We start from the raw sequence: 13,202 nt of genomic DNA, 5'->3' as shown, positions 1-13,202 counted from the left end.
ATCGAAGTAGAGGACACCGCGCCGGGAGCAGGCGCCAGCGTGTTGGCCGACCCCGTCGGCAGCACGGTCACCGTCGACTTCGCGGGGGAGTACTTCCCCGTCAGCCCGGGCGGACGTTTCATCGTCGGGCGCGAGGGCGATCTGGCGATCGACGACAACCTGTTCTTGCACCGGCACTTCCTGGAGGTCTCGAACACCGATGGGATGTGGTGGCTGGGCAACATCGGCACCCGACTCACCGCAACAGTCACAGATGTGACCGGCGGAGTGCAGGCGTGGCTCGCGCCCGGTGCGCGGCTTCCTCTCGTGTTCGCGGTCACCACGATCGTCTTCACCGCCGGTCCCACGACCTACGAGCTGACGATCCACGCGACGCAGCCGACGTTCCGCCCGACCCGTCGCGAGTTCGACGGCGACGGGCAGTCGACGATCGGCGACGTGCCGTTGACGCTCACACAGAAGCAGCTCCTGCTCGCGCTCGCCGAGCCGCTGCTTCGTCGTGACGGCACGGGCATGAGCGCGATCCCGAGTTCAGCCGCGGCCGCAGCTCGACTCGGATGGACGGTCACCCGCTTCAATCGCAAGCTCGACAACGTCTGCGAGAAGTTCGAGCGCGTGGGTGTGCCGGGCATGCGCGGGGGCACACGCTCGTTCGCGACGAACCGGCGCGCGCGTCTTGTCGAGCACGTGATCGCCTCGCGTCTGGTCACCAAGGATGACCTGGTGCTGCTGGATTCGCAGCCCGACGCCGACGACGACGCCGAATGAACGACCGCGCCGCAGGCGCAGCATCCGCCCTCGAACCCGACGGGCGAGTACACAGGAGGAGCACGCAGTGATCTGGGAGATCGACGACGCGCCCAAGGCCGTCGAAGGACTCGACGAGAACGGTCGTCCCGACCCGGCGTATGCCGCGGCGCTGGGTCTGCGCACCGCGCCCTTCGGGCGGCGTGTGCTCGCGACGGTCCTGGAGCTCGCGCTCGCGCTGCTCCTCGCTCTGCCCGGGATGCTCGTGCTTGTGCCGATCGCCCTCGACGCGGTCTCCGGAGCGCTCGACCTCGATGCGCTGTTCGCGCGTGATGACCTGGTCTGGCTGATCGTCGGCGTCTCCGTCTCGCAGGCGCTGATCACGGCGTACACGATCGTGCAGCTCGTCCTGCACGGTCGTAAGGGCGTCACGTTCGGTAAGGGTCTGGTCGGCATCCGCTCGATCAACGTGCGCACCCTGGAGCGCCCCGGTTTCTGGCGCGGAGCGGTCGTGCGCTATCTGCTGATCGGCGCGACCTTCCTCGTGCCGATCATCGGTCCCGTCCTCGTCATCGCGTTCTCGCCGCTGATGGATTCCGAACGGCGCGGGCGCGGGTGGCTCGATCTCGCCGCGGCGACATGGTTCGTCGATGTGCGCGCGGGCCTCAACCCCTACGACGTCAAGCGCATGCGCATCGCACGCAAGCAGTTTCGGACGGCCCTCCACGAGGAGGTCGCGCCGCTGCCTTCGCTGGCGACGCCGACCGAGCTGCACGCGCCGGCCGAGTACGTCCCGACCGCGCGGTTCTCCGGAGGGGTGCTCGGTGCGCACCGCACGACCGGCTCAGGACCGACCGGGGCAGCCCCGGCGGCGGCCGCGCCCGGAGGCCCCCTGACCGCAGCACCTGCGCCGGCGCCGGTGCCCGCGTCGGCGGTCGTGCCGACCCCTGCGCCCACGGCGTCTCCCGGTGCGCCCGGTGCCGCTCCTGTCCCCGCGACGGGCATGGTCACCGGGACGCCCTTCACTCCGCGAGCGGATGCTGCACCCGTCCCGCCTGCGGTTCCTCCTGCTCCCGCAGAGCCCGCCGCGCCCGTCGAACCTGGACCCGCGTCCGCATCCGCCCCTCCGATGCCGCCGGTCGCGGAGGCCGCAGCCGCTCCCGCCGCAGCGGCGATCTCACCGGTGCGCGCGGTCCTCGTGCTCGACAGCGGTGAGCGCATCGAGGTGCGTGCGACGACCCTGATCGGACGGGCGCCGAGCCCCGCCGCGGGCGAGGGCGCCGTGCAGCTCGCGCGCATCGACGACGAGACGCGCTCGGTGTCGAAGACCCATCTCGCGATCCAGATCGCGCGTCGGGGCGCGATGGCCGTCGACCGCGCCTCCACGAACGGCAGCGCGCTCGTGCGCGACGGTGTCGAGACGATGCTGCTGCCCGGCCACCCCGTCGAACTTCGCACCGGCGACATCGTGAACTTCGGAGACCGCAGCCTGCGCGTCGAGCAGCTGTGAGCACCCCTATGCCGCGCATTCCGCGCCGAGAGGATGACCGTTGAGAGTCAAACTGACCCTGCGCCGCCCGGGCACAGCCCTCACCGACATCGTCGTCATGGCGGACTCGACCGCGACCGTGGCCGATGTCGCGCAGCAGATCGCGCAGACCGACCCGCTGCGCACGATTCCGGCCGGAGCGGGTGACGTGCTGACGCTCTCGGTCGCCTCGCCGACGAGCGACCAGCTGACGCTGCTGAGCCCGGACCTGATCGTCGGCGACGCACCGCTCGGCTCAGGCTTTCTCGCAGAGGTCGTGAATCTCGGTCAGCACCATGTGTCGACCGGCACGGCGGGCGCGCAGCCCGCGGTGCTGCTCTCCGTGCTGTCCGGCCCCGCCGCCGGACAGGAGTTCTCGCTGCCCATCGGTCACTTCTTCATCGGCCGTGACGCCGCCAACGAGATCGCGTTGCCGGATCCGCTGGTCTCCAAGCGCCACGCGCGCATCGAGGTCGCCGCGACCTTCGTCGAGATCGTCGACCTCAACTCCGCCAACGGCATCCTCGTCGACAGCGGTCTCGTGCAGCGTCTGCGCGTGATCCCCGGGCAGCCCTTTGCGCTCGGTGACTCCGAGATCGTGGTGCGTCTGGTGAGTGACTTCGACGGTTCCGCGCGCGACGCCGACCCGGTGCTGGAGCGCGGCGGTGCCCTGCTGTTCAACCGCAGCCCGCGCGTGGAAGAGCGCTACGTCGGCGAGGAGCTCGACGAGCCGCGTTACCCGCGCGACCAGGTGCAGCGCCTCTTCCCCTGGCCCATGCTCGTCGCGCCGATCCTGCTGGGCGCCGCGATGTTCATGATCATGAACAACCCGCGGTCGCTGCTGATCATCCTCATGACGCCGCTCATGATGTTCGGCAACTACATCTCGCAGCGCACCAACATCGGCCAGCGCCTCAAGCACGAGACGGCGTCGTTCGAGGAGCAGTTCGAGCGACTCGAGGAGCGGCTCTACCACGAGCGTCCGAAGGAGCGGGAGGTGCGCCAGAAAGAGGTGCCCGCCGTCGCGCACGTCTTCGACGAGGCGATGCGTCTCGGGCCACTCCTCTGGACGCGCCGGCCGGAGCACTGGAACTTCCTCGCCGTGCGACTGGGGACCTGCACGGACCTCTCGCGCACGCGCATCAAGCGGATGGAGAACGCCGACGCGCTCGTCGAGTTCGTCGAGCGCGTGGACCGGCTCAACGAGCGCTACAAGATGATCGATGACGTCCCGGTGCTGGAGTCGCTGCAGAGTGCAGGATCCCTGGGCGTCGCGGGTCCCACCTCGCTCGCCGGTGACGCGCTGCGCGGCATCGCGACGCAGCTGTTCGGGATGCACTCGCCGAACGAGCTCGTCGCCGTCGCCCTCACCGAACCGGGTTGGGCCAACGAACTCGACTGGTTGAAGTGGCTGCCGCACACATCCAGCGAGCGCAACCCCTTCAAGGACATGGCGCTCGCCGACTCCGCCTCCACCGGCACGGCACTGCTGAGTGGACTCGAAGAGCTCGTCATGCGTCGCGCCAAGGCGCCGACGTCCAGCCGTCCGCCGTACGGCGACGACTGGGACCCGATGCTGTACGGCACGGATGTGAAGCGCGCTTCGGAGGAGGCGTCCTTCCCCGGGCAGACCGCGGTGCTGGTGATCGTCACGAATGATGCGCCGGTCGACCGCGCACGGCTCACGCAGATCCTCGAGCGCGGAGCTGATGTCGGAGTCTACGGACTCTTCGTCGCTCCCGTCGTGGAAGCGCTGCCCGCGGCCTGCCGCAGCTTCGTCGACGTGACGAACGGTCTCGACCATGCCCGTGTCGGCACGGTGCGCAACGGGGCCTCCTATGACGACGTCAAGGTCGAGGGCGTCTCGCACGCGTACATGATGATGCTCGCGAAGCGCCTCGCCCCGGTCGTGGACTCCAGCACGGTCGTGGAAGACTCCTCCGACATCCCGAACTCCGTCGGCTTCCTCTCGCTCGTCGGCAACGAGGTCGCAGAAGACGCCTCCGCGATCATCGACCGCTGGCGGCAGAACAACACGATCATCGACCGCTCGGGGGTGCCGCAGCCGCGCCTGAAGAAGGCCGGCAATCTGCGCGCCATCATCGGGCAGACGCAGACCGATGCGATGACGCTCGACCTGCGTCTGCAGGGTCCGCATGCGCTCGTGGGCGGGACGACCGGCGCCGGCAAGAGCGAGTTCCTGCAGGCATGGGTGCTCGGCATGGCCGCGGCGCACAGTCCGGATCGCGTGACCTTCCTCTTCGTCGACTACAAGGGCGGGTCCGCCTTCGCCGACTGCGTCGAGCTGCCGCACACCGTCGGACTCGTGACCGACCTGAGTCCGCACCTCGTGCGCCGTGCGCTGACGAGCCTGCGGGCCGAGCTGCACCACCGCGAGCACCTGTTCAACCGCAAGAAGGCCAAGGACCTGCTCGAACTCGAGAAGCGGCGTGACCCGGAGACGCCTCCGGCGCTCGTACTCGTGATCGACGAATTCGCTGCCCTCGCCGGAGAGGTTCCGGAGTTCGTCGACGGCGTCGTCGACATCGCGCAGCGCGGTCGCTCCCTCGGCATCCACCTGATCATGGCGACGCAGCGTCCGGCCGGTGTCATCAAGGACAACCTGCGCGCGAACACCAACCTTCGCGTCGCCCTGCGGATGGCCGATGAATCCGACTCGAAGGACGTCGTCGACGATCCCATCGCGGCGAGCTTCCCGCCCTCGATTCCGGGGCGCGGCATCGCCAAGACCGGCCCGGGTCGCCTCGTGCGATTCCAGTCGGCCTACGCCGGTGGCTGGACCACGGACGAAGAGCAGGTCGCGGATGTGAAGGTCGCCGAGCTCCGCTTCGGCTCGACCCAGCTCTGGGAGGCCGAGCAGGCCCCGGAGTCCGACTCCCACGATGAAGACCTCGGTCCGAACGACCAGAAGCGGATCGTCGCCACACTGGTGAAGGCGGCCGCGCAGGCGGGCATCCCGGCTCCGCGCCGTCCCTGGCTCGACGACCTCGAACGCGCCGTCGATCTGCGCGACCTTCCCGTTCTCGGCGACGGACAGATCCTGCTCGGGAAGATGGACGTTCCCGAGCGCCAGCTGCAGGAACCCGCGTACTTCTACCCCGACCGCGATGGCTCCCTGCTCGTCTACGGCACCAGCGGGTCCGGCAAGTCGACCGTGCTGCGCACGCTGTCGATCGCCGCCGGGATGCAGGCCGGTGCGAACGTGGAAGTCTATGGCCTCGACTTCGGATCGGGTGCGCTGAAGAGCCTGGAGACCCTGCCGCACGTCGGCTCGATCATCGCCGGCGATGACGCCGAGCGCGTGCAGCGCATCCTGCGATCGCTCGGACGCATCCTCGACGAACGTGGCAAGAAGTTCAGCGCCGCGAACGCCGCGAGCCTCAGCGAGTACCGCGAGCTCACCGGCCAGGCCGAGCCGCGCATCCTGTTCCTGATCGACGGGTTCCCGCAGTTCCGCTCCGAGTGGGAGTCCACGACCGCGCGAATGCCCTTCTACCAGGCGTTCATGCGCATCCTCGGCGAGGGCCGCCCGCTGGGCGTGCACGTGATCGCGAGCGCCGACCGCTCCGGCTCGGTTCCCACGGCGGTCAGCGCGAACGTCTCGCGTCGGGTCGTCCTGCGGCTCGCGGACGAGTCGTCCTACGCGATGCTCAACGCGCCGAAGGACGTGCTCGACGAGCGCTCCGCACCCGGGCGCGCGATCGTCGACGGGCTGGAGACGCAGATCGCCACGCTCGGCGGCACCCCGAACGTCGCCGAGCAGACGAAGCTGCTGGAACAGCTGGCATCCGATCTCCGCGCGGCCGGTGCCCGCGAGGTCGCCGAGATCGGCGCTCTGCCCACCCAGCTTGCGGTGCGGCAACTGCCCGACCGGATCGGCGAGTTCCCCGTGCTGGGCGTCGCAGAAGATACGCTCGCGCCGCGCGAGTTCGATCCCGTCGGCACATTCGTCGTCGCGGGGCCGCCGCTGTCAGGCAAGACGAACGCGCTCAAGGCGCTCATCACGTCGATGCGGCGCTTCGACCCCGAGGTGAAGCTGTTCCACTTTGGCGGGCGGCGCGCGCAGCTCAAGGAGTACGCCGACTGGACGCGCAGTGCGCTCACACCGGAGGACGCGAAGGAGCTCGCCAAGGAGCTCACTGAGCTCATGGGTGACGAGTCGATCCCGATGCGTCTGATGGTCGTCGTCGAGGATGTCCCGCAGTTCGCGGACAGCCCCGCCGAGCGCGAGATGAAGGCTCTTTTCCAGGCGATCAACCGCAGCGATCACCTGCTCATCGGCGATGCCGACGTGACGCAGGTCACGAGCGGCTTCGGGTTCATCGGGGACTTCAAGGCCGGCCGCAAGGGCATCATCATCAAGCCGGATTCGTTCGATGGCGACGCGGTCTTCAAGGTGCCGTTCCCGAAGGTCAAGCGCAACGACTTCCCTGACGGGCGAGGCATCTTCGTGCAGGCCGGCCGCCAGGTCACCGTGCAGCTGCCGCTTGTGGAGGGGGATCGGCTCGTGTGATGCGTGCCGGCGCGTCGATGGGGAGTTCTCCCCATCGACGGGTGTTGCGGAGGGCTTCTAGGCTGTACGTGTCGGCCCGGTTCGGGGTCGGGACGATCGATAACGGAGGAGTGGGACGATGGCTGATTTCGGAGCGTCGTATGCAGAGATGGAGCAGGTGGCTTCGTCGCTGTCGCAGGCTCGTGATGACATTCAGGGCCAGCTGGAGCTGCTGAAGGGTCAGGTGGACACCCTTCTGGGTGAGGACTTCAAGACGCAGCACGCGTCGGGCAAGTTCGGCGAGGGCTACGCCGACCTGACCAGCGGTCTCAAGGAGGCGGTCGAGGGCATCAACGACATGTCCGAGTCGCTCCTCGGCATGATGCGCGCGATCCAGGACCTGGACTCGCAGCTCGCCGGCGGCTGAGCCGCACGACACACGTCAACGGGGAGGGACCGACTTTTCGGTCCCTCCCCGTTCGCCACCTCATGGGGAGTTGTCCCCATCGACGGCTGTGTGGCGGGAATTCTAGGCTGTGAACGACGGAGGGGGATGACATGGCGGACGCCATCTGGATCAAGTACGACGAGCTGTCGCGGGTCAGCGATCAGCTCAAAGTCATCGTGGAAGAGCTGGAGCAGGCTGCCCAGCGCACGGATGCGGTCGAGGCTGCGATCGGCACCCCGTACTCGAAGCACCGTCTGCGTCAGCGTGTCCATGACTTTGAAGGTCGGTGGGACGACAAGCGCAAAGAGCTCGCCGCCGACATCGACAAGGTGCAGAAGCACGTCCAGGGTGTGCTCGACGGCGTCTCGGATTGGGACGCGAAGACGGCCTCGCAGATGGACGTCGACGTGACCGGCAGCAACGGCTCCCGCCCGACTCCGACCGCCGCCCAGCCGAACTGACCGGAGGAAGATTTCTTATGTACTCTCCCAAGGGCCGCCCGGTCGTCGAGCTGTTCGGTGACGCGTCGACGATCCGCACCCGCGGCACCCAGATCACCTCGCTCGGTCGGAAGATGGAATCGAGCAGCACCCTTCTTCGCGGACTCATCGAAGATTCCGCAGGAATGAAGGGCGAGGCCGTCGAGAAGCTGCAGGAAGTGGTCGGCGACACGCACGTCGCACTCGCGGACGCCGCGAAGCTCTACAAGCCGACCGGACCGATCCTTGTCTCCTATGCGGATGCGCTCGATGTGCATCAGCCGCGTATCCGCACGCTGGTGGAGGAATGCGGTGACGCGCAGCAGGCATACTCCAGTGCCCCCGGCTACCGGGAGGGTGAGCGCCCGTTCTGGGCGCAGCCGGCGCCGTGGCGCAGCGATGAGGAGAAAGAGCGGATGGGGGAGGAGAACGAGGCGGACGATCTCCAGAAGGAGAAGCTGTACGACTCGTATCGCAAGTCTCTCAAGGACTTCGATGACGCCGTCGACTCGTGGGAGCTCGCATTCGACGAGGCCGCAGACAAGATCGATGACGCCTTCAAGGGCAAGATCGAAGACGGCTTCTGGGACAACGTCGACGGCTTCGTCGCCGGGGTCGTCAAGGTGCTTCAGGTCGTGGGTACGATCGTCGCGATCGCGGCGATCATCATCGGAGGGCCGATCTTCGCGATCATTGGCGGCATCATCGCAGTCGCGACGCTCGCTCTCGTCGCGTACCAGTTCTTCCGAGGTGATGCCAGCGGATGGGATCTGGCCCTCGCGATCATCGGGGTGATCCCTTTCGGCAGCCTGGGCAAGCTCGCTCAGGGCAAGCAGGGCCTCGTGAACTTCGCGGGCGATGCGGTCACCGCGTTCAAGCCGTCCACCTGGTCGGCCGCGGCCGGGCAGCTCAACAACATGGCGATGGCCGGTCGGTTCGCCGGCGGCGGGTTCACGGGGATGCTGCAGAGCGGACGCACGCTGTGGCAGCTGAACAATCCTGCGGGTGTCGGCGACGTGATGGCGCGGTTCATCTTCGGAAAGAACACGACGGGCCTGGTGGAACTGACGGATGCCATGTCCAACGGTGCGCGCGGATGGCAGTACTCTCCTGTGCTTCCGGCGGCGTGGGAGTTCACCCACATGGTGATCGGCTCGCCGATCAAGACCGTCGACAAGATCCTTGAGTGGACCGGCAACGGTGACAAGAAGATCACCAAGCAGGTGCCGTGGCTCGGAGCGATCCTGTGAGCGCGTTCCCTGCGGACTGGGCCCCGGGGACCTGGCGTATCAGCGGATCCGCGCTGGACGGCGGCTGGCTCGCGATTCCGTCCCTTGCCGATGCTGCGCAGCAGCAGGCCTGGATCGCAGAGAACACCGCGTTGCTGCGTGAGGCGTGGGGCGACCAGTGGACCGTGGAGAACGAGGCGCTCGTGCCTCTCGCGCTGCAGGCCGCGCTCGATCGGCGCCGCCCGGACGATGCGCTCGCCTTCCAGCTCTGGCCCTTGACGATCGCGGTGTGTGCGTTCGTGCACGTCGCAATGGGCAGTGTCGACGCCGCCGAGCCCATGCCCGGCCCCGGCGACGGCGTGCTGTTCGATTCTGCCGGTCTCGGGCAGGGCGTGCTCTCGCCGCGCCTGATCGATGCGGATGGCGCCGCTCTCGTCGGCTACGACGCGGTCTTCAGCTTCGACGGTGTGGTGGTCGTCGTGTCGGTCGAGCCGACGTTCGCCGACTTCCTGGGCGTGATCTCTCCGTCCATTCACGCCTTCATGGATGGAATGGAGCTCGTGGATCCCGAGGGCACGACGAGGCGCGCGTCCGCGCCCGCTCTGCTCGAGGCCCAGCCCGTCAACACCTGGGTTGATAGCCTGACCGCATCATGACTCTTGCTCACGAAGACGCGCAGTCCTGGGCCCACGCCCGTTCTCGATCGGACACCCCGCGCCTGGGGATGCTGGAGGCGGTGGCGTTCCAGGCGCATCCCGAGGTCGTCGCGACGTTCGGCGATGATGGCACCACGATCGCCGCGCTGCTTTCTCGTCCGGCTGACACCTCCGTGCGCCGCGCGGGGCGCGGACTGCTTCTCCTCTTGGGTATCTGCGGCATTCTCTCCCCGGTTGCGGGCATGGTGGTGCTCGGGGCAGAGAGCTACCTCGTGGATCGTGTGACGGCGAGCGTATCCGTCCCGATCGCGTCGGGCGCCTTCTGGGTCGCTGCGGCGGTGCTGGTGCTCGCGCTCATCGCCTGGTGGCGTTCGGGCGCCTACTGGTCGGGAATCGTGTGCGGCATCGGTGTCGTCTCGGCACTGAGCGCGGGGTTCTCCGCCGTCAGCATGCCCCGTGTCTCCGAGCGCGACGGATACCTGCTGGATCCCATCGCCCTGCTGCCGGTGTGGCTGACGCTCGTCCTGGGCGTGGTCCTGGCGGGAGCGCTGCTCCTGCGCCGCAGTGCGCGACACCCGGAGGCGGAGCCTGCCGAGCGCCCGATGCGCCCGACGGTCAGCGACCGGGCGACGGCGATGGCGGCAGTCGCCGCCCTGACGGCCGAGGAGCGAGCGGCGGTTCGTGAGGACCGCGACGCCGCGCTGCGGATCCTCGCGGAGCGCACGCTGATCGACGACGAGACCCTGGCGCGCGCGCTGCGGGCTGACCTCGGAACCCTCTTCACCCTGGACGCCCCGAGAGGAATCTCCGCATGACGGAAGCAACGCCGAACGGATCCCCCACGCAGGTGTCACTGCGAGAGCTGCTGGGCGGTGCGCCGGATCCGGACTTCGCGCTCGTCCTGCCCCCGGGGTGGGTGCGCCGCGACGTCACCGATGCCGAGCGCGATCACATGCTCGACAAGATGCGGGGCCGTCTGCTCGATGCCCACCGGCCCGACCTCTACGGTCGCATGCGCGCGCTGGTAACCGAGGCGTTCACGCAGATGCGAAGCGTGTCGACGGTCGCGATGTTCACCGCGGGCGATGACGCACCGGATTCTGCCTACATGCCTGCGTCGCTGACGGCCACGATTCAGCATGCGGAGCCGGGCGAGAACCTCGACGCCTATGTGCGCGGTGCGATCACTGCGAACGGGGCGACGGCGCTCTTCGGCGACAAGCGCTTCCTCCGTGTCGAGCGCGAGACCACCGAGCGCATGGACGGGGAGTCGATGCTGGCCACGACCGTGGTCTACATGACCCCGGTTCCGGGATCGCAGCGGCGACGGGCTCTGCTGCTGACGCTGGTGATCCTGCGCCCGACGGACGCCCCTGCCGATGACCTTCCGCTCGTGCAGATGAAGACGCTCTTCGACCTCTGCGCGTCCACTCTGACCTGGCTTCCGGTCGACCCGAAAGCGGCGGCGCCCGTCACCTAGAACGCCGTCGGGCGGCATGGGTATTTCTCCCCATCGACAGCTTTTGCGAGCGTCGATAGCGTGAGTGCGCGGCCCCGTTGAGGGCCGAGATCCACACACGGAGGAGTGAACAACGATGGCTGATTTCGGAGCATCGTATGCCGAGATGGAGCAGGTCGCTTCGTCGCTTTCGCAGGCTCGCGACGACATCCAGGGCCAGCTGGAGCTGCTCAAGGGCCAGGTCGACACTCTTCTCGGTGAGGACTTCAAGACTCAGCACGCCTCGGGAAAGTTCGGAGAGGGGTACTCCGACTTGACGAGCGGGCTGAAAGAAGCGGTGGAGGGCATCAATGACATGTCCGAGTCGCTGCTGGGCATGATGCGTGCGATCCAGGATCTGGATTCGCAGCTTGCCGGCGGCTGACACACGCCGCACCACGGGACGCCCCCCCTCAGTCCCGGTGGTCAGAAGGAGGGCCGGTCGGGGTAGGCCGGCCCTTCTCTGCGCCCGCTGCGGCGGGTGAGGGGGACTGACGGACGCGTCGAACCGCCGTACGGTGATGCCCGCTGGGGAGCGAGGCGTTACCGTCCGGCGTCGGCAAGGTGTCGGGCGCCGTGGCCCAGAACCTTCACCATGATTCCGCGTCGGCGCAGCTCGGCCACCGTACGGGACTCCTCGTCGATGTCGCGCCCGAGCGCATGCACCGTCGAGACCACGAGCACATCGCCCGAGGCCAGTGTGTCGATGAAGCGCGCGAGTCGGTCGCTCCAGCTCTCCAGGATCTCCGGTGCCGGGTGGCGGAAGCCCTCGATCGGCACGCCGAAGCGGGTGAGGTCTTCGCGCTGCTGCACGACCGGCGGCATGCCGTCACGGGCGACGACGAGGCCGACGAGGCGTGACCCGGCAGGGCGTGCGATCCACCAGTCGTGGTTGCGCTGCAGCTCGGTGAAGCACTTCGGGCACTCGAAAGCCGCGTGCGGAAGATGCAGCGGGCTCGTCACGGCGTCATGTGCGTCGTGCATCTCCGATGTCACATCCGGTGCCTTGTTCATGGGTGCGCCTCCGGCATCCATTCTGCCCTGCACCTGCGGGGAAACCTAGCCCGCGGCGTGCGCTCAGACAAGCCCGAGCGCGCGCACCGCATCGCGCTCCGCGACGAGTTCCGCAACGGATGCGTCGATGCGCGTCTGCGCCCAGGCATCCGGCTTCAGGCCCTCGACGATCCGCCACTCGCCGTCGATCGCGCGCACCGGGAAGGAGGAGATGAGCCCTTCCGGGACGCCGTACTCGCCGTGCGAGACGACGGCGGCGCTGGTCCAGTCGACCGTGCCGTGCACCCAGTCGCGGACGTGATCGATCGTCGCACTCGCGGCGGATGCCACAGACGACGAGCCGCGCACGCGGATGATCTCGGCCCCGCGCGTGGCCACCCGCGGGATGAAGGTCTCCTCCAACCACGCGCGCACGTCACCGACCTGCGCGGCGAGAAGGTCGAGGACAGGGCGACCGTCGACGGTCGTGTGGGTGATGTCGGGGAACTGCGTGGCCGAGTGGTTTCCCCAGATGGGAAGCCTGTGGATGCTGCGCACGGGAACGCCGAGGGTCTGGGCGAGGAGTCCGCGGGCGCGGTTCTCGTCCAGTCGGGTGAGGGCTGTGAAGCGTTCAGTGGGAACGCCCTCCGCGGCGGCCGCCGCGATCAGGGCGTTGGTGTTCGCAGGGTTGCCGACGACCGTGACGCGGATGCCGGGGGCGGCGGATGCGGCGATCGCGGCGCCCTGCGGGCCGAAGATGCCACCGTTGGCGGCGAGGAGGTCCCCACGTTCCATGCCGGGTCCGCGCGGGCGCGCACCGACGAGCAGCGCGTGGTCGGCGCCGTCGAATCCGACCGTGGCGTCATCGGTGATCTCGATGTCGTCCAGCAGCTCGAAGGCGGCATCCTGAAGCTCGAGGGCGGCGCCCTCTGCGGCCGCCATCCCCTGCGGGATCTCGAGGAGGCGCAGGCGCACGTGTTCATCGGGGCCGAGCATGTCGCCTGCGGCGGTGCGGAACAGAAGCGCGTAGCCGATCTGGCCTCCGGCGCCGGTGATCGTGACCGTGGTCGTCATATGCCCGAGCCTACGCCCGCCCCGAAAGTCATGCCAG

Annotated in this window: 12 protein-coding genes; 10 read left to right on the top strand and 2 right to left on the bottom strand. The window is 68.4% G+C overall.

Annotation, left to right across the window (positions count from 1 at the left end):
- Positions 1 to 42: 42 nt before the first annotated feature.
- From JOD62_RS05320 to JOD62_RS05275, 10 genes are all read left to right on the top strand, one after another.
- Entirely contained in the window at positions 43 to 768 is a 726-nt protein-coding gene (locus JOD62_RS05320; protein ID WP_204940064.1) for a hypothetical protein, read from the top strand.
- Positions 769 to 835: 67 nt separating this feature from the next.
- A complete protein-coding gene (locus JOD62_RS05315; RefSeq protein WP_204938281.1) occupies positions 836 to 2,257 on the top strand; it encodes an RDD family protein in 1,422 nt (473 codons plus the stop codon).
- 40 nt (positions 2,258 to 2,297) lie between these two features.
- Positions 2,298 to 6,809 carry an FtsK/SpoIIIE domain-containing protein gene (locus JOD62_RS05310; protein ID WP_204938280.1) on the top strand — a complete coding sequence of 1,504 codons (4,512 nt, stop codon included), beginning with the start codon at positions 2,298 to 2,300 and terminating at the stop codon, positions 6,807 to 6,809.
- Positions 6,810 to 6,927: 118 nt separating this feature from the next.
- Positions 6,928 to 7,215 carry a WXG100 family type VII secretion target gene (locus JOD62_RS05305; protein WP_204938279.1) on the top strand — a complete coding sequence of 96 codons (288 nt, stop codon included), beginning with the start codon at positions 6,928 to 6,930 and terminating at the stop codon, positions 7,213 to 7,215.
- A 131-nt stretch (positions 7,216 to 7,346) separates the two neighbouring features.
- Entirely contained in the window at positions 7,347 to 7,697 is a 351-nt protein-coding gene (locus tag JOD62_RS05300; protein WP_204938278.1) for a hypothetical protein, read from the top strand.
- Positions 7,698 to 7,714: 17 nt separating this feature from the next.
- The gene (locus JOD62_RS05295) at positions 7,715 to 8,965 is read left to right on the top strand and encodes a hypothetical protein (protein WP_204938277.1); all 1,251 of its coding nucleotides are present in this window, start codon (positions 7,715 to 7,717) and stop codon (positions 8,963 to 8,965) included.
- Positions 8,962 to 9,600: a hypothetical protein gene (locus JOD62_RS05290; protein WP_204938276.1), complete on the top strand. Its 639-nt coding sequence runs from the start codon at positions 8,962 to 8,964 to the stop codon at positions 9,598 to 9,600. Before JOD62_RS05295 ends, JOD62_RS05290 begins: the two co-directional genes overlap by 4 nt.
- Positions 9,597 to 10,415 carry a hypothetical protein gene (locus JOD62_RS05285; protein ID WP_204938275.1) on the top strand — a complete coding sequence of 273 codons (819 nt, stop codon included), beginning with the start codon at positions 9,597 to 9,599 and terminating at the stop codon, positions 10,413 to 10,415. Before JOD62_RS05290 ends, JOD62_RS05285 begins: the two co-directional genes overlap by 4 nt.
- The gene (locus tag JOD62_RS05280) at positions 10,412 to 11,080 is read left to right on the top strand and encodes a hypothetical protein (protein WP_204938274.1); all 669 of its coding nucleotides are present in this window, start codon (positions 10,412 to 10,414) and stop codon (positions 11,078 to 11,080) included. Before JOD62_RS05285 ends, JOD62_RS05280 begins: the two co-directional genes overlap by 4 nt.
- A 115-nt stretch (positions 11,081 to 11,195) precedes the next feature.
- Positions 11,196 to 11,483, top strand: coding sequence for a WXG100 family type VII secretion target (locus tag JOD62_RS05275; RefSeq protein WP_204938273.1), 288 nt, complete (start codon positions 11,196 to 11,198; stop codon positions 11,481 to 11,483).
- A gap of 158 nt (positions 11,484 to 11,641) precedes the next feature.
- Here the strand turns inward: JOD62_RS05275 and JOD62_RS05270 are convergent, their stop codons facing one another.
- The gene (locus JOD62_RS05270) at positions 11,642 to 12,112 is read right to left on the bottom strand and encodes a recombinase family protein (RefSeq protein WP_239526559.1); all 471 of its coding nucleotides are present in this window, start codon (positions 12,110 to 12,112) and stop codon (positions 11,642 to 11,644) included.
- A gap of 63 nt (positions 12,113 to 12,175) precedes the next feature.
- Positions 12,176 to 13,165, bottom strand: a complete 990-nt coding sequence (locus tag JOD62_RS05265; protein WP_204938272.1) for a malate dehydrogenase — start codon at positions 13,163 to 13,165, stop codon at positions 12,176 to 12,178.
- Between the last annotated feature and the right edge of the window lie 37 nt (positions 13,166 to 13,202).

This window comes from Microbacterium keratanolyticum (assembly GCF_016907255.1).
In the GTDB taxonomy this organism is placed as follows: Bacteria; Actinomycetota; Actinomycetes; order Actinomycetales; family Microbacteriaceae; genus Microbacterium; species Microbacterium keratanolyticum.
The sequence above is the reverse complement of the archived record's forward strand: the minus strand, read 5'-3'. Positions and strand labels throughout refer to the sequence as shown.